Below are 22,780 nucleotides of genomic sequence, written 5' to 3'. Positions count from 1 at the left end.
CAAGCATAAAGAGGCTCATCTTTTGTTTTTCAGCATAATAGCAGAAATCTGCCGTCCGTAATCGGGTTCGTTGCGGTGTATTGCACGGCGATAGGAGAAAAAACGCTGTTCATCTTGATAGGTACAAAGCTCTACACAAGAAGCATTAACACCTGCTTCTTTGAGTTGGTTTATAATAAATGCCCATAGATTAAAATAAAAGCGATTTATTTTGTCTGTTTTTAAAAAATATTTTTGGTATTTGCTGTGGTAATCAATAAATTGGTCGTAAAATTCATTTGTTACTTCATAGTGATAAGGGCCAATACAAGGTCCAAGGACTGCTGTTATTGATTGTCTTTTGGCTCCTTGTTTTTCCATAACAGCAATTGTTTTCTCGATAATTCCATTTAAGCTTCCACGCCAGCCAGCATGAGTTGCAGCGATGACTCTAGCTTGTGGATCAGCAAACAGAATGGGGCCGCAATCTGCTGTAAGAACCCCAATAACGAGTTCTGGGGTGGTTGTAACCAGAGCATCAGCTTGAGGAGGTGCACCGATAGTTGCTTGATGAGCTACGACAACGTTACAGGAGTGTATTTGATTAACTGTGACTAAATTTTGCGCTTCAATAGAAAAATAATTGGCAATCAAAAGACGATTCTGTACAATATATTCAAGTTGATCATTTGAACCTTTCCCAACATTAAGACTATGATAAAGATTTTTTGAAACACCACCTTGACGTGTAAAAAATCCATGTTTTATTCCATGGGAGTGTAAAGTAGAAAGATTTTTTGCAAGAATGGGATGAGGGATAGATTTCATAAAAGTTCCTTATGGAGATTATTTAAAGTGAGGATGGAGATGTTCATATTTGTCAATGAATATTTCAGATAATGATGTGCTTATTGACAAAAGTGCCGATCATTAAAATTGGGGAGGTATGGAGATATTTTTATCACTGAAATGTAAAACTTTAAATAATTTTCCCATCTGATCTGGACTAGCGAGCCGTTCGATGTCTTGGCGGATTTTGTCTTGCAAAGGAGCACTTTTGCCAACTCCAAGCTGGTTTGCGCGCTCCAGTAGTCCCATTTTAAAAAGAAATTCTCCTTGCTCTAAGATTTCAGCAAAACAGCCCTGTTCAAGAGCTATGTTTTTTAAAAAAGAAAAATCAACATGGGATGTTAAATCATGTTCACCCGGGGCATCAAAAACATCACGAAATCTATGTTTTGAGAGTGCTTGCAAGGTATCGCCAAAGGCAAGCTCACAAGCACCATAGTCGATAAGTAAAGCAGAACCTGTCACTTGCACTAAATGGTGGCTGATTTGTTGCATGAATTGATGCCGTAAGGGGGCATGTTCAAAAATTGTTCCGTCAGGCACTTTAGAACAATAGGTTTGTAGACAAGAAGAGGGAAGTTTATGCGGGGCAGCAATAAAGATGAAATCTCCATTTTGATTGACTGTAATGCGGCGCTCTTTCCATTCTCCATTGACTTTAATATATTGGTTGATAGGGAGTGTATCGAGAAATTCATTAGCAATGAGGAAGAGAGGATTTGAAGGAATTTGATTAAAATTTTCAATGCTATGGATTTGTTTTTGATAAGAGAAAAGGCGCTTTTTTTGTTCTTTTGCAAGTTTTTTGCTTATTTCGATCAGAAAAATTTCAGCAGCATTAAATGCCGTTTGAGAGAGCTTTTGGATGGTTCGCAAAATGTCATCCATCAAAGTTCCTCGTCCTGGACCTATTTCAGCGAGAATAAAAGGGTGAGGGCACCCTTGAGCTTTCCAGCTTGCAAGAGTCCAAATGCCAATCATTTCTCCAAATAATTGGCTTATTTCAGGTGCTGTAATGAAATCACCAGCACGTCCAAAAGGGGTTTGTGTTTGATAATAACCAAATTGGGGATCGGTGAGTGCCAACGTCATATATTGGCTAACAGTGATTGGTCCATTAAGGACAATCATTTCTTTAATTTTTTCTTTGAGATTGGCCATTTTCTGTCGATTTATATTTAAAGGCGTGGAGAAGAAGATAAAACCCTACAAGAAGCATGGGAAGAGATAAAGCCATGCCATAGGTAAAACCAGTAGAATGGAAAAGAGTCGAAAACCATTCTGGATCTTCTTGAGGCGCACGGTAAACTTCAGAAATGCTGCGTGTTACTGCGTAGCCTATAATAAATGTTCCTGATACAGTACCGGGACGTTTTAATGCTTTGAACCCAAAAATAAGAAGACACAGGATGATGAAGAGAAGAAATCCTTCCATAAATGCTTCGTAAAGCTGGCTTGGATGGCGCGGTAAATAGTAAGGATCGAGAGGAAAACAAACAGCCCAAGGATGTGTAGTAATATTGCCCCATAACTCTTGGTTGATGAAGTTGCAGATTCGTACAATGCCGATACCAATAGGAGCACCTGCAGCAATGATATCAAACATGGCTCGTATGTTAATATGATTTTTACGGGCAAACCAGATCATAGCAATGATAATACCAATAAGTCCGCCATGAAAGGACATTCCCCCATCCCATACGGCAATAATAGCACTTGGATGATTAAAATAGTAAATGGGATCCCATACAAGAACTTGTCCTAAACGCCCTCCGACAACAACACTTATGGCAGACCAGACAACAAAATCTCCGATCTTTTCTTTATCCATAGGAGGGTGGCCTCTATACCATAGAGATGTTTTTTTTAATAATTTTTGCGCATACCACCAAGCAAAAAGAATACCCAGCACGTAACCAAGTCCATACCAATGAAGTGTTACGGGACCTAGCTGGATAATAACAGGATCAAGAAAAGACGGAAAAGCAATGGCTGGACAAGACAGATTGTTCATGAGTTAAGCATTTTACATTATACGAGATGAATATGAAGTGACTCTGATGGTCAGAAATGACAGATGAATGCACAATGGTCAAGTCAGTAGGGAGGCTAGTCAGAAAGGGAGATAGATTTCCACTGATTTATCGCGGTAAAAAATATGGTGATAAAGGAATATTAAAAAATCTTAAACAAAATCGTTATGAAAAGTCTACATAGTATGTAAAATATAGAGTAAAAGGAACAAATTACAGTATCTAAATGTTATGAGAATACGCTATAATGCGTGCGTCAATAATTAAAATTTAAGGAAAAATGTTATGCGTAATGGATCAAATCGTATTCTTGATGAATTAGCAAAATTAGCAACGGATGCTGCTGACGTTGCGCAAGGCATACGACGTGAAGCTGGAACAGCTTTTCGTGTGCAGGCTGAAAAGATAGCAAACAAACTTGATCTTGTGTCTCGCGAAGAGTTTGAGACTTTTAAGGAGATGGTGCTGAAAATCCATGCTGATAATGCTGATTTGAAAAGGCGCCTTGATGATTTAAAGAAAGATGATTAAAAAAACGCAGACACAAAAAAGTAAAATAGTTTCTTAAAAAAAGAATCTTCAAAAAATATCCCCAATTTTTCAATGTGATGCGTGAAACTAAAAAATGCTTAATCTTGAGTCTGTTAGAGCGGAGCATTTGTTTATTTTTGATTTTTTTTGGGGTAAAATACATTTTTTTGAATCAGGGGGGCTGGCGCTATGAAATTGTATCAATACACTGAAAAGACTTGATGATTCGTTTTATGACTATCAGGTTGCCCTAAACAGCGCGATTGTGTTCTGGGTGTTTGTGTACTGTCGATGTTTTTATGTGTATTTGTTTGGTGTAAAGGTTCTGATTGTAGCAAAATATTGTTACAGTTTAGACGGTTTATATTCTGTTGACAATGTTTTAAGATGATTGAGGATTGTGATGAGGCTTGCATTTTGCGCCACAGAAAGAAAAGAGCACCCTGTTGACTTTATCGAACAGATTGCCTGTGAATATGATTGGTCGTTTGAGCGGGATGCACAAGATGAAATTAGCGTTTGTGTGGAAGGAAAACGCGCAAACTATCGTCTTGCTTTTTCATGGATGGAAGAGCATGAAGCACTTCATTTAGCTTGTTCGTTTGATCTCTCTACTAAAAATGCTCGAACAGCTGAAATACAGCGCTTATTGCTAGCAATTAATGAAAAGTTGTTGTTGGGACATTTTGATTACTGGCAAAGGAATAATTCAGTCATTTATCGACAAGGTCTTCTTTTGGCTGGTGGGATGCATCCATCTCATATACAGGTTGAAACATTGTTGATACATGCACTTAAAGCTTGTGAAAGCCATTATGTTGCATTTCAGATGGTTGCTTTGTCGGGAGAAAGTGCTTACAAGGCACTGCAATACACTTTGTTTGAAACTGTAGGGAATGCCTAAAATATACAGTCTGTTATTTTTACAGATGGTTTGCGGAAATATTGCTCATAGGGGGACATCAAGAATAGCGCGCACTCCCCCGAGTGGGCTTTCATCTAATTGTATATTGCCGCCATGGCTGCGTGCTATGTCTTGAGCAATAGAAAGACCAAGTCCTGTTCCACTTGCATCTTGATTTCGCGCTTTATCAAGTCGAAAGAATGGCTTAAAAACTTCTGTGCGCATATTTTCATGAATTCCAGGTCCATTATCATCGATTATCAATATAAAAGATTCTTGTTGAGAGTTAGCGGTTAGTTTAACAGTCGTGCCGTAACAAAATGCATTTGTTACAAGATTGCTGACTAAGCGTGTGAAAGCACGGGGACGTACTTGTATTTCTGTAGGACCTTCAATGGTGTAAGAAAATTGACGTTTGTGAAGACGAGCATCGGTGGAGAATTTTTGCATAAGAGCATTTAAATCAAAAGCCTTGATACTTTCACTTCCTTCACCACGAGCAAAAGCAAGATAATCTTCTAACATATTTTGCATGTCACTTACATCTTGCTCAAGCGGTTTAATATCAAAGTCAGTATTTACTAATGCCAGCTGAAGTTTAAAGCGTGTAAGAATGGTTCTTAAATCATGACTTACTCCTGAGAGCATCATGGTACGTTGTTCAATTTGGCGTTCAATACGTTCACGCATGCGTAAAAAAGCGATGCCTGCACGACGGACTTCATCAGCTCCTTGTGGTTGAAATCCTTTTGGTAAAGGACGACCGCGTCCAAAGCTTTCTGCTGCTTCAGCCAATTGTTGAATCGGTTTGATTTGATTGCGTAAAAAGTAAATTGCTATCAGCAATAAAACAAGAGCTGTTCCTACCATCCAGCTTAAAAAAATAGCAGTATTGGAAGCATAGGCTTGGCTGCGTGGAGCAAAGACGCGTAAAATGTTGTGACCAAGGTGGATACGGATTTCAACAAGATCAGAATCTCCTACGGTATCGATCCAGAAGGGACGGTTAATTTGGCGGGTGATTTCTTCACTTAAAAAATAGTCAAGAATTGCAAAAAATGGCTTAGGTCCTGGAGGGGGTAAGGAGGTAGGAGATAGAATAGAAATATTTAATCCCATACGTTGTTGTGCAATACGCTTGATATCTTCATAGTTATCTTGTTGGGGATATGTTTCAAGAATATCAATAATGGCTGAAATATCATGCACGACAGCCGTTGAAAGACGCTCGGTTACCATTTGCCAATGGCGTTCCATAAAGACATAAGCAATGACCGTTTGCAGAAGCACCATGGGAGCGATGATAATGATCAAAGAGCGAGCATAAAGCCGTTTAGGCATTTTTTTCGTTAACCATCGAAGAAAAAATCTTAAAGGTTTGATCATTCTTGTGCCTATTCAATAGAGAGTTTGTACCCTATTCCTCGCACGGTTTGGAGCCATATAGGCAGTGCTGGGTTTTTTTCGATTTTACGACGAAGGCGGTTGATCTGCACATCAATGGCACGTTCACTTACATTGCTGTCATCGGTCGCGAATTTATGGCGCGGAATTGTATCGCCTGCATTTTCGGCAAAAATGATCATCATTTCTTGTTCTTTATCTGTTAATTTAATAATTTCTCCTCCTTTTTTGAGTTCGCGTCGTGAAATTGAAAATATATAAGGACCAAAAACTATTTGCTCAATTTTGGGTTGGTGAGGGGGAAAACCACGTCGTAAAATGGCGTTGATGCGAAGGAGAAGTTCACGAGGGTCAAACGGCTTAGCCAGATAATCATCTGCCCCTGCTTCTAATCCACGGATACGATTGCCTATTTCTGATAAAGCTGTTAACATGAAGATAGGGACATCTTTTGTTTGGCGGAGTGAATGAGTGAGATCAATACCGTTTTCGCCAGGCATCATGACATCAACAATAAGAAGATCAAAATCTAAACTTGCTAACAGTCGTCTTGCTTCATTCGCATTAGCTGAAACTGAAACACGAAATCCATTTTTAATGAGAAACTGAAATAAAAGATTGCGAATACGTGTATCGTCATCAATCACAAGAAGGTGAGGGGCATCGTCACACAAAACTTGAACGTGATTGCTCATTCTTAAAAAAACCTTGATAAAAATTTAGTTTACACAAAATGCAAGTTTACATAAGTTGTATAAAGCTGTCGAGCAGCACCTTTACCTTAAAGGAGAGAAAGTTTTATTTATAAATTTAAAAAAGTTATTTTTGAAAAGGATATTATGGGTAGTCTTAATATACATATTATTCCAGTTACGACATTCCAACAAAATTGCACTTTGCTTTTTGATAGTGAATGTAAAACGGGGGTTCTCGTTGATCCTGGTGGTGATTGGCCACGAATTCAAGACGTAATCGAAAAGAATGGTGTTATCGTTGAGGCTATTTGGATAACACATGGTCATTTTGATCATGTAGGAGCAGCAATGCAAGTGAAAGAAGCGCTTAATGTAAAAATTATCGGTTCACATCGCGATGATAAGCCTGTGATGGATGCCGTGAGCGAAAGCGCAAAAAATTATGGCATCACTGATGCTTGCATTTGTATTCCTGATCGATGGTTAGAAGATGGTGAGTGCGTTCATTTTGCTGGACATGTGTTTAAGGTTTTTCATACACCAGGGCATTCTCCTGGTCATGTTATTTATTTCAATGAAAAAGAGCGCTTAGCCCTCTTGGGTGATGTTCTTTTTCGTGGCTCTATTGGACGTACGGACTTCCCCTTTTGTTCCCATGAAAAATTGATGCAATCTCTTCGAGAAAAAGTTTTACCTTTAGGCAACGATGTTCGTTTCATCTGTGGGCATGGTCCCAAAAGTAGCATAGGCTATGAGCGCCAAAATAATCCTTTTCTTCAAGATTTTAATATATGAGCAAATAAAAAAAACGCTTTGAAGCGTTTTTTTTTGCCATTTAAGACTTTTTAATAGGGCAGAACAGAAGTTAATTTATTGGGGCATAACAAACGTGTTCCAAACCATTACGGTCTCGGAAAGTTCCTGTTTTAGGGTTGAAGGAACGGTATTTTTTCTTGCAATATTGAAGCCAATCAGATTCTAATGATTGTTGTACTGGCTCATATTCCACCGTTTGCGGAGCTTCATAAATTATCTGTTCTTGTGGAGCCTGTTGATATACAATTTGATGCTGTGGTGCGGTTTGATAAACAACTTGTGGTTGTTCTGGTTTTTTTAAAATTTTGCCGAGAAGTGCACCTGCTGCAAGAGCAAGAATGCCCATTGCTAAAGCTTCTCCTGAGTTATTTATATTAATACTACTGTGTTTTGTCTTTTTACGCTCGACATAATGATATGTCTTGTGTTCAACATGATGGTGTTGTTGTGCTCCCCATTTATGGCTAACATAATGACGCGTGTGGGGGTTATCAAAAGAGTGATGTTCACTATGAGAAAAATGGGAGCTAAAATTGTGAGACGGTAAACCAGCCTCCCTTCTCATATCATAGTTATGATACCATGCCATATCCGCAAGCGTTGGATCTAATGGCATCAAAATGGTTACAGTAGACATTGCTGATAATACCGCTAACCTGATCACTTTTTTCATAATGATGCTCCTTGTGTCAATTCGTATTTTTCACATCCTACACGTTTCAAACTGAATAGAGACTGAACAATTTTGGACTTTATTGTGACAAAAAAATAAAAATTCATTTAGTTAAAACTATTATCAATACAATAAAATAAAATCATGACAGAATTTTGATTTCAATTAATGTACTCTTCTTAAGATTAATTAAGCAGCTTGTATTTAGAGCACCAGATTTTTTACTATTGGTTATAAATTATTTATTGATGAGTAATTTTTTATTGCTTGATACAATATGAATTGAACAATAGGTGTATGAACAAAAGTTATCGTTTTTTATTATAGGCTTATGGTGCTAAGATAGAACCTTATTTGTGTGATTGAATACAGTCCTGTTTGACTACTCTCTTGTGAGGCTAAATATTGAGTTCGATATCATATTATAACTGTATAAATATAATATATTGCGGGAACTTTTTTTGATATATGGGAAACATTCTTGTTGGGATATGGCTGTTAGTTTGACAGTATTGGCATGACAAAATGCATTTGACACAATATTGCTGATGAGACGCGTGAAGGCACGTGGGTGTGCTTGTATTTGTGTAGGGCTTTCAATGGTGTAGGAAAATTGACGTTTGTGAAGATGCGCATCGGTGGAGAATTTTTGCATAAGAGCATTTAAATCAAAAGTTTTAACACATTCACTTTCTTCACTACGGGCAAAAGCAAGGTAATCTTCTAACATGTTTTGCGTGTCGCTCACATCTTGCTCAAGCGGCTTGATATCAAAGTCATTATTTGCTAATGTTAGTTGAAGTTTGAAACGGGTGAGAATGGTTCTTAAATCATGGCTTACATCCGCAAGCATCATGGGGCGTTGTTCGATATAGTTAGAAGATGGTGAGTGTGTGTATTTTGCTGGACATGAGTTTAGGGTTTTGCATACACTAGGGCATTCTCTTGGTCATGTTATTTATTTCAATGAAAAAGAGCGCTTAGCCTTCTTGGGTGTTGTTCTCTTTCGTGGTTCTATTGGACGTACGAACTTCCCCTTCTGTTCTTATGAAAAATTGATGAAATCCCTTCGAGAAAAAGTTTTACCCTTAGGCGATGATGTTTGTTTTATCTGTGGGCATGATCCCAAAAGTAGTATAGGCTATGAGCACCAAAATAATCCTTTTCTTCAAGATTTTAATATATGAGAAAACAAAAAAACGCTTTGAAGCGTTTTTTTTTTGCCATTTAAAACTTTTTAGTAGGGCAGAACAGAAGTTAATTTATTGGGGCATAACAAATGTGTTCCAAACCATTACGGTCTCGAAAGGTCCCTGTTTTAGGGTTAAAGGAACGGTATTTTTTCTTGCAATAGTTAAGCCAATCAGATTCTAATGATTGCTGGAATGGCTCATATGCCACTGTTTGCTGCACTTGATAAACTCTTTGATTTTGCGGAACTTTTTGATAAATTACCTGATTTTGTGGTACTATTTGATAAACCACTTGTGGCTGTTCTGGTTTTTTTAAAATTGTACCAAGAATCGTACCTGTTGCAAGACCAAGAATACCCACCGCTAAAGCATCTCCTGAGTTATCTATATGAATATTACTGTGTTTTGTCTTTTTGCGCTCGACGTAATGATATGTTTTGTTTTCAACATGATGATAATGGTGGTGGTGGTGATGATGATGTTGTTGTTCCGTCTTACTCTGTTTGGCTACAGACCTTTCATGTTTGGCTTTAAATCTTCTCTTGTTGTCATCAGAACTCTTGTGGAAATCATCAACAAACTTTTGGAAATCATCAGATAAAAAGCTACGTTTTTTATCAGAACAATGGGAGCGAGAAAAACCGCAAGGCAGAATATCAGCTTTCTTCCTCATTTCCCTTATCGCATCATCTGTTTCTTTACGCATCTTCCTCATCATATCATCTATTTCTCTCGAGATAGAGTCACTACGATTCCATGCCATATCCGCAAGCGTTGCATTTAGCGGCATCAAAACGGTCACAGTTGACATTGCTGATAATACCGCTAGCCTGATCACTTTTTTCATAATGATGCTCCTTGTGTAAATTCGTATTTTTCACATCCTATACGTTTCAAACTGAATAGAGCCTGAACAATTTTGGGCTTTATTGTGACAAAAAAATAAAAATTTATTTAGTTAAATCTATCGCGGAGACAGTAAAATGAAATCATAACAGAATTTTGATTTCAATTAATGTACTCTGCTTGAGGTTAATTAATAAGTTTGTATTGAGAGTCCACGATTTTTTACTATGGAATATAAACTCTTTATTTAGGGATAATTTTTTATTGTTTGGTACAATATGAATTGAACAATAGGGATATGAATAAAAGTTATCATTTTTTATCATAGGCTTATGGTTCTATGAGAAAGTCTTATTTTACTTTATTTGTGTTATAGGACAGTGTCCTATTTGAATATTTTCTTGTAAGGATAAATAATATTGAGTTAGATATCAGAGTATAACTGTATAAAGATAATATATTTTAGAAATTTTTTATAAAATGTTCTCTCTCATGTTGTTTTAGACAAATTGAAGCACCCTTGATGTTGGAGGTTGTCTATTTTTCGGATAACGCTGTTTGCTTTTGAGCTTTCGTCTTTTTTTAGAAGAGTTGAAGATTATTTTATGCGGTTTGAAATTTTTTTCTCCTTCATTGATTGCGTTTTTTTCGTTTTATTGTTGCTTGATTAGGGGTGTTTTTACGAGATTTTCCTTTTTGATTTTCCAAAATACCAGTGTCCATGGTTGGTCCCATGTGTGCAAGGTCTGGTTTGGAGAAAAGACTTGGTTGTAACACGGGCTCATGGGGGGATTGTTCTCTATGATGTGTTAAGGGATTCTCTGCGAGTTCTAGTTCTATCTTTTGTAATTGTTTGATTTCATCGCGAAGGCGTGCTGCTTCTTCAAAATTAAGATCAGCAGCTGCTTCATGCATTAATTTTTCGAGGTGTTTAATATGAGATGCTAAATTGTTGCCAACCATATTTTTTTTCTCGATGACATCAGGGATATTTGTACGAATATGGTTGTTTTCATAGCCTGAATTGAGAATATCTCCGATATTTTTTTTGATACTTTTCGGTGTGATATGGTGTTCTTCATTATAGGCTATTTGTTTTTGTCGACGTCTTTGTGTCTCCTGTAAGGCTCGTTTTATGGAACCAGTGATCGTATCTGCATAGAGGATAACACGGCCATCTACGTTACGTGCAGCACGTCCGATTGTTTGTATGAGGGAAGTTTCAGAGCGCAAAAAGCCCTCTTTATCGGCATCTAGAATGGCAACAAAACCACATTCTGGAATATCTAAGCCTTCTCGGAGCAAGTTGATACCAATGAGGACATCAAAGGTGCCAAGCCGAAGATCGCGTAGAATCTCAATGCGTTCTAATGTATCAATGTCGGAATGCATATAGCGTACACGAATACCTTGTTCGTGCAGATATTCCGTTAAATCTTCGGCCATACGCTTGGTTAGGACGGTCACTAGTGTGCGGTAGCCTTTTTGAATTGTTTTACGAATTTCATTCACAACATCATCGACTTGATTTTTGGCTGGACGAACCTCTGTTGGTGGGTCAACAAGCCCTGTGGGGCGAATAACTTGTTCTGCAAAAGTACCGTGAGATTGTTCTATTTCCCACCGTCCAGGTGTTGCGGAGACAGCAATCGTTTGTGGGCGCATAGCATCCCATTCTTCAAAGCGCAAAGGACGGTTATCCATACAAGAAGGGAGGCGAAAACCATATTCTGCTAAGGTTGCTTTTCTGCGAAAATCACCTCGGTACATACCACCAATTTGAGGAATGGTTACATGGCTTTCATCGATAAAAACAAGAGAATTGAGTGGAATATATTCGAATAAAGTTGGGGGTGGTTCACCGGGATTTCGTCCTGTTAAATAACGTGAATAATTTTCAATTCCCGGACATGAACCGGTGGTTTCCAACATTTCCAAATCAAAAACTGTACGTTGTTCTAAACGTTGTGCTTCTAAAAGACGTCCAGCTTCGTTCAACTCATCGAGGCGTTGAACGAGTTCCATTTTGATAGATTTCATCGCTTGGTTAAGTGTTGGGCGTGGTATTACGTAGTGTGAGTTGGCATAAATTTTAATTGATTGAAGATCGCCTGTTTTTTGTCCGGTGAGAGGATCAAATTCCGTAATTGTTTCCACTTCATCGCCAAAGAGCGAAATACGCCAAGCACGATCTTCGAGGTGGGCAGGGAAAATTTCGATTGTATCCCCTCGTACACGAAAGGAACCACGAACGAAGTTGATATCTTGTCGATAATACTGTTGAGAGACTAAATCAGCCAAGAGTTTTCGTTGATTGAGTTTGTCCCCTTTTTCTATTTCGAAGGTCATGGCCGTATAGGTTTCTACGGAACCAATTCCGTAGATGCAGGAGACAGATGCGACGATAATAACATCATCACGCTCTAAGACAGCGCGTGTTGCAGCATGGCGCATACGGTCGATTTGTTCATTAATTGAGGATTCCTTTTCAATATAAGTGTCTGAGCGTGCAACATAGGCTTCTGGTTGATAATAGTCATAATAGGAAACAAAATATTCGACGGCATTATGGGGAAAAAAACTTTTAAATTCCCCATAAAGCTGCGCTGCTAGAGTTTTATTGGGAGCTAATATTAAAGCTGGACGCTGTGTTTTTTCAATGATATTGGCCATTGTATAGGTTTTCCCTGAGCCGGTAACACCCAAAAGCACTTGTGTACGTTCATTTTTTTGAATTCCCTCAACCAGAGTTTTAATGGCTTGAGGTTGATCTCCCGCTGGTTTAAAAGATGTTTCGAGTTGAAATGGAATACCACCTTCAGATTTTTCAGGACGAATGGGGCGGTGAGGTGTCCATAATGCACCATTCTTAAAAAGAGGATTACCTGAAGCAATAAGAGCAGAAAGAGCTTCTACTGTTGCAGTAACACCATTTTTCATTGTTGTATCCTTTGATAGAAAAGTGCTGGTGATTTTAAAGAAAATACTAATTTTTACAAATTTATTACGACAACAGCAAAACGTTATTGAACAGATTTATTTTGGTTTATTAGAGCTTTCATTAGGATATTGATCAAGTTTTTTATGAGACAAATTCTTCGAAGTATTTCTTTGGAAGGAGCATATTTGTGGTTGTTCGTGAACACTATTGCATTTTTGCCATGATGATATTCAAGAGGGCATAAGTTATTATAGCTGTTATGGAGAATAATCGGTACGTTTGGGCATTAAAGACATTGTATATGTGTGATAAAGATCATTTCCATCTTTAAATGAAAGATAACGAGATGACACCCAACCTATTTGAGTGTTATATCGGATATGGCACCAATTTCCTTCACAGTTTTTAACAAAAACTAATTCTCCAGCAGAGATTAAGCCGCAAAGTGCATATTGAGTGCTGGGACCTGTTCTAAAATTAAGATTTCTCGTAACAAAAGCATCTGCTGCCTCTGATATTGTTGTGGCTAAAAAGAAAGAGCCAAACATAAAAAAAATGACGATTTTTTTCATTTTTCTGTAAAGAATTTCTTTAGAGATTTTCTATCCTTCTCTCTTCATATTCTATATAATTTCTTTTACTAGATTATGATAAAACAGAAAAAAATACAATTCTTTCTTCTTTAGGACACTTTAAAGAGAAGAGTGAAGTTTAACGTTTTAAACACCAAAATGAGATGTTTTAATCACTATTTGTGCATGTTTTGTTTCCTTTATTTATTTTTATATGGAAAACAGCGATACTGTACTATATAATAAAAAAGATCGTAGTTTTCGGATTCCAAAAGTAATTTTGGAAGCCGTTTTTTGTATTTTTATTAAACCTTCCGTGTAATAGAAAGGGACGGATTATGGAAAAAGTTCCGATGACTACAGCTGGTTTTGAGAGTCTTAAAGAAGAGTTGCGTTGGCGTCAACAACAGGAGCGTCCGCGAATTATTGAAGCAATTTCTGAGGCGCGTGCGCATGGTGATTTATCTGAAAATGCTGAGTATCATGCAGCTAAAGAAGCGCAAAGTCATAATGAGGGGCGTATAAATGAGCTTGAAGATTATATCGCACGAGCAGAAGTTATAGATGTCTCGCGTCTTTCAGGTGACAAAATAAAATTTGGTGCAACCATTAAACTCTTGGATGAGGATACTGAGGAAAAAAAAGTGTATCAGATCGTAGGAGATCAAGAAGCTGATGTAAAGGTTGGAAAAATCTCTATTTCTTCGCCTATCGCACGTGCACTCATTGGCAAGCAAGAGGGTGATGTGATTGAGGTGAATGCACCAGGTGGTGCGCATAATTACGAGATCATTAAGGTTCAGTACATCTAAATAACATATGGATTATTATGCGTGTATCTTTGGACGAAACTGAAATTATTGCGCCTCACTTTAAAAGGCGTTTATCGGGAGTAACATCTACGATTATTCAGCTTATTCCACTGCAACGCGAACAAGGTGTGCGTATATCCACTTTGGGGTTTGGTTTACCACGAACTTTGCCAACTCTTGCCTTTAGGGACCTTTTCGGACTTTGGAAAAGTCCGAAAGGGAAGCCATTTCGTATTTGGCATGCACGACGCAATATTGAGATGCTTTGTGGGATCTTTTTGCGCGATGTTTTGCGAATGAAGCTTAAACTCATCTTTACTTCGGCTTCACAACGTCATCATAAGCCTTTTACCAAATGGTTGATTCGCTGTATGGATAGGGTTATAGCTACCAGTACACGTACGGGCGCTTATCTAGAAGTGCCTCATAAGGTTATTATGCATGGGGTGGATGTGAGGCGTTTTATTCCACCACACACTCTTGATGATTGCTTTTCTTCGACAGGATTTCCAGGAAAATATGCGGTAGGATGTTTTGGGCGTCTGCGCTACTCAAAGGGAACAGATTTATTTGTTGATGCCATGATAGCATTATTGCCTGACTATCCTGAATGGACAGCACTTATCGCTGGTCGTACGACAGAGCAATATTATCATTTTGAAAAAGAATTACGCCAAAAGATTGCTAAGGCTGGTCTGGATGATCGCATTATTTTTCTTGGTGAGATTCTGGACATCCCTTTATGGTACCGTCGTTTAACACTTTATGTTGCACCCTCTCGTACAGAAGGTTTCGGTTTAACACCATTAGAAGCAATGGCATCACAGGTTGCGGTTGTAACGAGTGATGCAGGAGCTTATAAAGAATTGGTTGTAGAAGCGACAGGAACAGTTGTAAAAGCAGGAGATGGAGCGGCTTTAACAGCAGCAATTGAACCTTATTTTGCTGATGTAGAAAAAACATTGGCAGCCGGAAAGAAAGCTTTAACCCATGTTCGTACGCACTTTCCTTTGGAAAAGGAGACAGCGGAGATTGGGCGTGTCTACAAAGAACTGTTTGCAGAAAAAAGACTTTGATTATTATATCAAAAATCTTCTTGAGGAATGATAAAAGTATTTTCCTTAAAGGTTTTTCATAGTTATCAAGAAAACAGCTCAATGATATAAATGTTATTTTACAAAATTTATATTGTCTTTAGTAGAACACTATAAGAAGTTCCCAAAATTTTGGATAAAAGATTAAAAATGTATACGCTTGAGAGCGATATGTAGTTTATGATAAAGCATACTAGGAGAGAAGAAAGCTACTTTTATTCATTGATATTTTAGAATAAGAAAATAATGCTTTAACTCAAGTCTGGGGATTTATGCACTATCTTATACGGTGTCGTGCTGATATTGTTGGTTTTGTAAGACTTAAATAGATAGCAAAAAAAACGTTTTCTTGTCTTAAAAAGATAATGATGGTATCTCCATGGATAAAATAGTCGTACATATTTTCAATAAATTCATGATAAGATGGATTTAAGATCAATATATATATATATTGATTTTTATAAATAAATTACCTTTTCAATTTAAATAAGAGCTTTGAGTACCGTAAGATTTTCTTATGTAAAATCTGTTGATATTAACAATGAGAGCTATCTTCTTGTACATCACAATTGGAAGAAGGCATGTGGTGGATAAAAACTATTGAAGACAGGGTGTAAAGAGATTTCTTATAAATTGTCTGAAATGCAGTTTGTTGCAACATTAACAGCAGAAAAATAATATGATGGTGCTAATTGTATCTTATGTTGTGGTTTCGGTATGCACTTTATTATTTAAGTAAAAATGATGGTGCCCATTTTATATCTTTCATGAGGGCTGTCGTGAAATGGGGGTGATGAGTATTGTGAGATGTTTTTTACAAGCTTGTGAGTTCGTAATATAATAGCATTTTTTTCTATAAGGGTGTAACTCTATTAAAGAGAAAAAACACTTTTATCAGCAAATATTCATATTTTTTGCATGAGAGATTATTCGTAAAAAAGAATGTTCTATGCGTCCACTTTATTTGATAAAGAAGATCAATAAAGTGAAGTTTTATATGTTATGGTTTTGAGAATATCGGTATTTGATTGTTTTTGTTGAATTATTTTTATATCATTGATATGATGTTTTGTATGAAATTTTAGGAAATCTTCAGTAGATTGGGTGAGGAGTGAATATTATGACGCATACTGTTCTCGCCTTTTTATCTTGTAAATTTTTTATCATGGTAGCATAAAATATCTCTGCATTAGAATTGTTCACGCCAGAAAGCGGGAATAAAAAGGACGAATATTGTTATGATTTCAAGGCGTCCAGCTAACATTAGAAAACTTAAAATCCATAAAGCATGATCGTTGATTGTAGAGAAATTACCAGTGGGGCCAATAATATCTCCAAAGCCTGGACCAACATTTGAAAGTGCGGTTAAGACCCCCGTAAAGGCAGAGGTAAAGTCAAGACCGGTTGTAAGCAAAAGTGCAGTGCCGATAACAAGGCAAAACATATAAAGACAGACAAAAAACAAAACGGCTTGAGCAACATCATTTGATATATTTGAGTGATCGTAGCGCGCTTTTACAACGACATTAGGAGAAAGAAGTTTTTCTATATTTGTTTGTGTAATACGCCAAAGAATAATGAGGCGATTGATTTTCATGCCACCAGAAGTAGAACCAGCACATCCGCCTGTAAAAGAAACAATAAAGAAAATTCCAAGCGCAAACGGTCCCCAAAGTTGATAATCTTCAGCGCTGTAACCGGTGGTGCTAATAATGGATGAAAGGTGAAAAATGACATCAAGGAAAATCAAGTGGAACGCGCGATGATCATAAAACCGTAGCCATGCCGCTAAAGCAAAGCTGAAAAGGAGAACGATATGGAGAAAAACAATCACTTGTGGGTCAAGGAAGCGTTTAGAGTGTCCAGGAAGGACTAATTTAACATAAAGTACGAAAGGTAAAGCAGAAAGCAACATGAAGATTGTTGAAATAATTAAGATGGCTGGTGTATCAGAAAAATAGCCAAAAGAAGCATCATGCGTTGAAAAACCAGCTGTTGCTACTGTACTCATTGCATGGTTAATGGCATCAAATAAATTCATGCCTGCAGCAAAATAAGAAAGCATACAAGCCAATGTTAACCCAACATAAGCGATGATAATTCCGTTAGCAATTTGGTTGATGCGAGGCAATATTTTTTCAGATTTATCAGATGATTCCATATGAAAAAGTCGCACGCCACCCACACGCAGTGAAGGCAAAATTAAGAGGGCTAAACCGATAAAACCAATGCCCCCAATCCAGCATATAAGAGAACGCCATAATAAAATACTTCGCGATAAATTATCAAGATCAGAAAGGACTGTGGAGCCTGTTGTTGTAATTCCAGAAACAGATTCAAAAATGGCTCCTGCTAGAGAAATGGGAAGAGGAGAAAGATAAAGAGGTAAGGCACCTACGATGCTTCCTGTAAGCCAAAGACAAACAGTGAGCATAAAGCCAAGCCGTGCTGAAAAGCGACAAGTAGCTCCCTTAGTTGCTAAAAGAATCAGCGTTGCTAACATGGTGGTTATGGCACAAGAATAGAGAAAGCTTATCCAATTACGATTGTTGTCGTGCAAATCCACAAAAATTGGCAAAAGCATTGCTCCTCCCATGATTAAGGCAAAACGTGCACAGACATTGATAATAAATTGAAAAATGATCGTTCCCTATCTTTGTATCTCTTTTTATTATGGTTTTGTGCTCATAAGAAGTTACATTTTTCTCTTTATAGGATAAGGATTAATTCTTAACATTAGCGTGCCTTGATGAATTAGTAATCAGACCTTTTCATAAAACTTGAAAAGAAGTATACATAACATAATTAGGGCTCTTGAAAAATATTTTTTTAAAAGGCTGCATTCCGTTATCATTTATAGAATAATTAATTTATAATAAAGTGAAGGGGATTTAATGGTACAATCGCATATTCGTCTGCTAATTATTGGCTCAGGTCCGGCTGGTTATACAGCGGCGGTCTATGCAGCAAGAGCAATGCTTAAGCCGGTTTTGGTGACGGGCTTGCAGCAGGGGGGACAATTGACAATTACAACTGATGTTGAGAATTATCCAGGTTTTGCAGATCCCATTCAAGGACCATGGTTGATGGAACAAATGGCAAAACAAGCTGAGAATATGGGGACAAAAATTGTCTATGATACAATTATAAAGGCTGATTTGTTGAAGTATCCTTTTGTCTTATATGGGGATTCAGGAACACAATATTCTTGTGATGCACTGATTATTGCAACAGGAGCTCAAGCGCGCTGGCTTGGTTTAGAAAGTGAACAGACCTTTATGGGCGGAGGTGTTTCCGCTTGTGCTACATGTGATGGCTTTTTTTATCGTGATAAGGACGTTATTGTCGTGGGAGGAGGAAATACGGCTGTTGAAGAAGCACTTTATTTATCGCATTTGGCTAAGAGTGTAAGCGTGGTTCACAGGCGGGGACAGTTTCGGGCAGAAAAAATTTTGCAAGATAGGTTGCTGGCTTGTAATAATGTGCGTGTTCTTTGGGATCATGTGGTTGAAGAAATTGTGGGGCTGCCAGCTCAAGATTCAAAGGGCGCTGTTGTAACAGGGGCACGTCTGAAAAATGTTAAGACAGGTCACGAGATGAAAGTGAATGCAGAGGGCATATTTATTGCCATTGGGCATGATCCTGCTGTTTCTCTGTTTGAAGGACAGCTGAAACAAAAACGAGGCGGCTATTTATGGACAGCACCAGACTCAACAGCAACAAGCATTGCTGGTGTTTTTGCTGCTGGGGATGTGACAGATGAAACATTCCGCCAAGCTGTAACAGCTGCGGGAAGAGGATGTATGGCAGCGTTGGAAGCAGAACGGTTTTTGGATATACCCAGGCGTTAGTCATTCATTGAGAACATAGAGAATATAGAGGTAGAATTAATTGTGGCGCCACCGTTGGATTGGGATAAGTTAAGGGTTTTTCACGCTGCAGCAGAAGCGGGATCTTTTACGCATGCTGCTCAAAAACTTCATTTATCTCAATCAGCCGTTTCACGACAGGTTTCGGCTTTAGAACAAGAGGTTGGGGTATCCTTATTTCAACGTCATGCGCGTGGTTTGATTCTTACAGAACAGGGAGAAACTCTTTATCGTACAGCTCATGATGTTTTGATGAAGCTTGAAAGTGTGCGTTTGCAATTAAGTGAAAGCTATGCAAAACCAACGGGGCACTTGCGTGTGACCTCGACCTTTGGAATGGGGGCAGGGTGGATTGCAGAGCGTATGCCAGAATTTCTTAGTCTTTATCCTGATATGCAGGTTCAGCTTTTGCTTTCCGATGAAGAGCTTGATTTGACAATGTGTCATGCGGATTGTGCTGTTCGCTTACATCAACCCAAACAACCTGATCTTATACAAAGAAAACTCTTTACAATTCATATGCATGTCTATGCTTCGGAAAAGTATATTGCAAATTATGGAAAGCCGGAAAAATTGTCTGATCTCGATGAGCATCGTATTATTTCGTTCGGTGAACCTGTTCCACCTTATTTGTCTGGTTTAAATTGGTTGGAAAAGGCTGGTAGAAGTGATGGATCATTGCGCGTTTCAGTTTTACAAATCAACAATATCATCTCAATAAAGAATGCGCTTATGCGTGATCTTGGGATTGCTGTGCTTCCTGATTATATCGTCAATAATGATGAGCATTTAGTGCGTCTTTTTCCTGATATGGTTGATATTCCTTCTTTTGATACTTTTTTTTGTTATCCTTATAATTTAAAGAATTTGGCAAGGTTAAATGCTTTTCGAGATTATATTTTTTTAAAAGCTCGCCAGTGGTCTTTTTAATATTAATATCTTAATTTATAAGGAATAATTAGCTGTTTTGCAACTTGAGACTCCCGTAATATTCTTTCGTTTCAAATTTGCCTATATTGAATCAATTAAAATTATTTGTTGCACATTAAAAGTGGAGGGAGTTCGTACGGGTAAATATTTTTGAAAAGAGGGATAAATGTTTTTTATGAATGCTAGCAACCGTGAGGGTTATTATATATTGAAAAATGGACAATCGTGTGATGGTGTAGTTAACATTTTTACTATTTAATTAAAGAGAGTGGTACATGATGGAGACAAATTTAAAGCTATGTGTTTATTGCATAGCAGATACGCTTAAGTCTTTGTTGTGCTTTTCCTTATAAAATGACATAGAATACTATCTCTTGATTATGTTGCCTCCCAGTTTCGTTTTCTTGAGTGTTCCCTTACGAAGATCTATCAGATTGATTTTATCTCTGAGGATTTTCCAAATTTGCCGGACATATGTCCGGCTTTTTTTTTAATTTTTGAAAGAGTCCCTAGAAATTGCAATATATGGGAAGATGATAAAGAAAAAATTTCGAAACTGGTGGATATCCAACAATTTTTTTAAGAATACTAAAATTCAATGAGGAGTTTGAGAGGGGATATTCTATTGTACTGTAAAAGTCTGTCTTTTAGGGGGGTGATATAAAATATTTAAAACCTTATACATGAAGTGCTTTTTATTAGAATGTGAGGTGAATATTTAAGGCAGGTCTTGTTCATAAAGCCTATGAAGTAAATCAAGTAGTTATTAAATAGAACTTAAAGGAAACTGGATTGCTTACACAACGATGGGAGGTGGCTTCTTCTTCGTTTTAGGACGAAGAAGAAGCTGAGAAATAGAAGAGATTTTATTGTAAGGGCCTTTGATTATAAGGGCAATTGTGTTTAAAAGTGCTCGGTCTTTTTTAGAGTTATAAATTGAATGGAGAAAGTAGAATAGGCTTGTCATCTCTTATGATAATAGACCGATTCATTTATTTGATAGCTAAATTTTTTTGATCTTTATCTACAGCATCTATTTTTGTGTTTATTCATAGATATTTTTGCTGAGTCGATAGATTTAGACCATGACACAGTTTCAGATATTTTCTCGGATATACTAACATTCGGCAAAAAACAATCACAAGAGATGATATTAAAAATTTTAAATTAAACTGTTGCAAAAACGCTGTATACGTATACAAGCTTTTTCAAGTAATTCTTCTGATGTTGCATAAGAAATACGAAAAGTTGATCCAAGTCCAAAAGCAGATCCTTGGACGACAGCAACAGCTTCTGTTTCCAGAAGCGCTATGGCAAAGTCTTCATCATTCGTAATACGTTGACCATTGGGTGTTTTCTTTCCAATAAGTCCGGTGCAAGAAGGATAAACATAAAAAGCACCCTCAGGCGTTGGACAGTAAATGCCAAGAGCTTGATTTAGCATGGAGACAACGAGATCACGGCGTGCTTGAAAAATACTTTTATTTTTAGCAATAAAGTCTTGTGGTCCGTTGAGTGCTTCAACCGCAGCCCATTGTGAAATGACACTTGTTCCAGATGTTTGCTGTCCTTGAATGGTATCCATGGCTTTAATTAATTCTTGTGGTCCGCCTGCATAACCGATTCTCCATCCTGTCATTGCATAGGCTTTAGAAACACCATTCATTGTGAGTGTACGCTCATAAAGCGCTGGTTCTACTTGAGCTGGAGTCACAAAGGTAAAACCCTCATATGTGAGATGTTCATATATATCATCGGAAAGGATATAAACATGAGGATATTTTACTAAAACATCTGTAAGTTTTTTCAATTCATTATGTGTATAAGCGGCACCTGATGGATTTGAAGGAGAGTTAAAGATGAACCATTTGGTTTTGGGGGTAATGGCAGCTTCTAGCTCTTGTGGTTGGAGTTTATAAGAAAATTCGGCTTTTGTTTCTAAAAAGACAGGCGTACCATCGTTGAGTGCAACCATTTCTGGATAACTAACCCAATAAGGGGATGGAATGATGACCTCATCTCCTTTATTCAAAGTTGCCATGAATGCATTAAAGAGAATTTGTTTTCCACCAGTACCAACAATAATTTGTTCTGGTTGGTAAAGAAGGTTATTTTCTCTTTTAAACTTTGCAGAAATTGCTTGGCGCAATTCTGGAATTCCAGATATGGGAGGGTATTTTGTTTCTCCCCTTCGAATAGCTTCAATAGCCGCGTTTTTGATGTTGTCTGGGGTATCAAAGTCTGGCTCTCCAGCACTTAAAGCAATAACATTTCGCCCTAATGCTTTTAAATGACGGGCCTTTTGAGAAGCAGCAATTGTTGCAGAAGGTTTGATACGAGACAGCTTGTCGGCAATAAAAGCCATAATTTTAAATCCTTATATTATATCAACAAATGGTTATTGCTTTAAGGATATTCTATAAGAGATTATATTGTATGCAATAAAAAACTTCCAAAATACTCTTACACGGGCTTTATATTCTTCTTTTTTGAGATCTTTTACAAGATAATCTCTTCGTAGATTTTATGAAAGTTTTTGAGGAAGTATAAGAGAGGTTTGATAAATTGTGCAAAGGAGATAAGCAGTCTTTTATTTTAACAAGGTAAAATAATGCTTTATACAAAATAAAAAAATCTTC

Annotated in this window: 18 protein-coding genes and 2 pseudogenes; 8 read left to right on the top strand and 12 right to left on the bottom strand. The window is 37.4% G+C overall.

Translation table 11 applies throughout. The annotated features are described in order from the left end of the window. Positions 1-15 precede the first annotated feature (15 nt). The 3 genes from pgeF to lgt form a co-directional block, all read right to left on the bottom strand. Complete coding sequence (gene pgeF / locus ACFINI_RS02120; protein WP_375645500.1) at positions 16-807, bottom strand: peptidoglycan editing factor PgeF; 792 nt, start codon at positions 805-807, stop codon at positions 16-18. Positions 808-909: 102 nt separating this feature from the next. Beyond that, complete coding sequence (locus ACFINI_RS02115) at positions 910-1,989, bottom strand: class I SAM-dependent methyltransferase (RefSeq protein WP_375645499.1); 1,080 nt, start codon at positions 1,987-1,989, stop codon at positions 910-912. Then, entirely contained in the window at positions 1,964-2,842 is an 879-nt protein-coding gene (gene lgt, locus ACFINI_RS02110) for a prolipoprotein diacylglyceryl transferase (RefSeq protein WP_375645498.1), read from the bottom strand. Before lgt ends, ACFINI_RS02115 begins: the two co-directional genes overlap by 26 nt. A 304-nt stretch (positions 2,843-3,146) precedes the next feature. Between lgt and ACFINI_RS02105 the strand changes: the two genes are divergently transcribed. Then, a complete protein-coding gene (locus tag ACFINI_RS02105) occupies positions 3,147-3,392 on the top strand; it encodes an accessory factor UbiK family protein (protein WP_273791228.1) in 246 nt (81 codons plus the stop codon). Positions 3,393-3,795: 403 nt separating this feature from the next. Then, entirely contained in the window at positions 3,796-4,296 is a 501-nt protein-coding gene (locus ACFINI_RS02100) for a YbjN domain-containing protein (RefSeq protein WP_375629408.1), read from the top strand. A gap of 45 nt (positions 4,297-4,341) precedes the next feature. Here the strand turns inward: ACFINI_RS02100 and ACFINI_RS02095 are convergent, their stop codons facing one another. Continuing rightward, a complete protein-coding gene (locus ACFINI_RS02095) occupies positions 4,342-5,682 on the bottom strand; it encodes an ATP-binding protein (protein ID WP_375645497.1) in 1,341 nt (446 codons plus the stop codon). Positions 5,683-5,690: 8 nt separating this feature from the next. After that, positions 5,691-6,395, bottom strand: a complete 705-nt coding sequence (locus ACFINI_RS02090) for a response regulator (protein WP_375645496.1) — start codon at positions 6,393-6,395, stop codon at positions 5,691-5,693. A gap of 144 nt (positions 6,396-6,539) precedes the next feature. Here ACFINI_RS02090 and ACFINI_RS02085 point away from each other — a divergent pair, with 144 nt between their 5' ends. After that, positions 6,540-7,190, top strand: coding sequence for an MBL fold metallo-hydrolase (locus tag ACFINI_RS02085; protein ID WP_375606477.1), 651 nt, complete (start codon positions 6,540-6,542; stop codon positions 7,188-7,190). A gap of 70 nt (positions 7,191-7,260) precedes the next feature. On the opposite strand, the gene ACFINI_RS02080 is transcribed toward ACFINI_RS02085, so the two are convergent. Both ACFINI_RS02080 and ACFINI_RS02075 read right to left on the bottom strand, forming a co-directional pair. Then, positions 7,261-7,884, bottom strand: a complete 624-nt coding sequence (locus tag ACFINI_RS02080; protein WP_375645495.1) for a BA14K family protein — start codon at positions 7,882-7,884, stop codon at positions 7,261-7,263. A 472-nt stretch (positions 7,885-8,356) separates the two neighbouring features. Then, a pseudogene (locus ACFINI_RS02075) lies at positions 8,357-8,755 on the bottom strand (sensor histidine kinase); the annotation flags it as partial. A gap of 4 nt (positions 8,756-8,759) precedes the next feature. Here ACFINI_RS02075 and ACFINI_RS02070 point away from each other — a divergent pair. Beyond that, positions 8,760-9,071: pseudogene (locus ACFINI_RS02070) on the top strand (MBL fold metallo-hydrolase); the annotation flags it as partial. Between the two features lie 70 nt (positions 9,072-9,141). Here the strand turns inward: ACFINI_RS02070 and ACFINI_RS02065 are convergent. From ACFINI_RS02065 to ACFINI_RS02055, 3 genes are all read right to left on the bottom strand, one after another. Beyond that, positions 9,142-9,924, bottom strand: coding sequence for a BA14K family protein (locus ACFINI_RS02065; RefSeq protein WP_375629396.1), 783 nt, complete (start codon positions 9,922-9,924; stop codon positions 9,142-9,144). A 629-nt stretch (positions 9,925-10,553) separates the two neighbouring features. After that, positions 10,554-12,863 carry an excinuclease ABC subunit UvrB gene (gene uvrB / locus ACFINI_RS02060; RefSeq protein ID WP_375645494.1) on the bottom strand — a complete coding sequence of 770 codons (2,310 nt, stop codon included), beginning with the start codon at positions 12,861-12,863 and terminating at the stop codon, positions 10,554-10,556. 258 nt (positions 12,864-13,121) lie between these two features. Further along, positions 13,122-13,436 carry an SH3 domain-containing protein gene (locus tag ACFINI_RS02055; RefSeq protein ID WP_375612971.1) on the bottom strand — a complete coding sequence of 105 codons (315 nt, stop codon included), beginning with the start codon at positions 13,434-13,436 and terminating at the stop codon, positions 13,122-13,124. A 338-nt stretch (positions 13,437-13,774) separates the two neighbouring features. On the opposite strand from ACFINI_RS02055, the gene greA reads away from it, so the two are divergent. Together greA and ACFINI_RS02045 are read left to right on the top strand one after the other, a co-directional pair. Beyond that, positions 13,775-14,248 carry a transcription elongation factor GreA gene (gene greA, locus ACFINI_RS02050; protein ID WP_007347010.1) on the top strand — a complete coding sequence of 158 codons (474 nt, stop codon included), beginning with the start codon at positions 13,775-13,777 and terminating at the stop codon, positions 14,246-14,248. Between the two features lie 17 nt (positions 14,249-14,265). Continuing rightward, complete coding sequence (locus tag ACFINI_RS02045) at positions 14,266-15,324, top strand: glycosyltransferase family 4 protein (protein ID WP_375645493.1); 1,059 nt, start codon at positions 14,266-14,268, stop codon at positions 15,322-15,324. A 1,207-nt stretch (positions 15,325-16,531) separates the two neighbouring features. On the opposite strand, the gene ACFINI_RS02040 is transcribed toward ACFINI_RS02045, so the two are convergent. After that, positions 16,532-17,926, bottom strand: a complete 1,395-nt coding sequence (locus ACFINI_RS02040; protein WP_375631664.1) for a TrkH family potassium uptake protein — start codon at positions 17,924-17,926, stop codon at positions 16,532-16,534. Positions 17,927-18,236: 310 nt separating this feature from the next. Between ACFINI_RS02040 and trxB the strand changes: the two genes are divergently transcribed. Continuing rightward, on the top strand, positions 18,237-19,193 hold the full coding sequence (trxB, locus tag ACFINI_RS02035; RefSeq protein ID WP_375612968.1) for a thioredoxin-disulfide reductase: 957 nt from the start codon (positions 18,237-18,239) through the stop codon (positions 19,191-19,193). Positions 19,194-19,235: 42 nt separating this feature from the next. Then, entirely contained in the window at positions 19,236-20,141 is a 906-nt protein-coding gene (locus ACFINI_RS02030; RefSeq protein ID WP_273791217.1) for a LysR family transcriptional regulator, read from the top strand. 1,162 nt (positions 20,142-21,303) lie between these two features. Here the strand turns inward: ACFINI_RS02030 and ACFINI_RS02025 are convergent. Next, complete coding sequence (locus ACFINI_RS02025; protein WP_375645492.1) at positions 21,304-22,506, bottom strand: pyridoxal phosphate-dependent aminotransferase; 1,203 nt, start codon at positions 22,504-22,506, stop codon at positions 21,304-21,306. Between the last annotated feature and the right edge of the window lie 274 nt (positions 22,507-22,780).

Origin of the sequence: Bartonella sp. AA56HLJMS (genome assembly GCF_042197145.1) — a bacterium.
In the GTDB taxonomy this organism is placed as follows: domain Bacteria; phylum Pseudomonadota; class Alphaproteobacteria; order Rhizobiales; family Rhizobiaceae; genus Bartonella.
The sequence above is the reverse complement of the archived record's forward strand: the minus strand, read 5'-3'. Positions and strand labels throughout refer to the sequence as shown.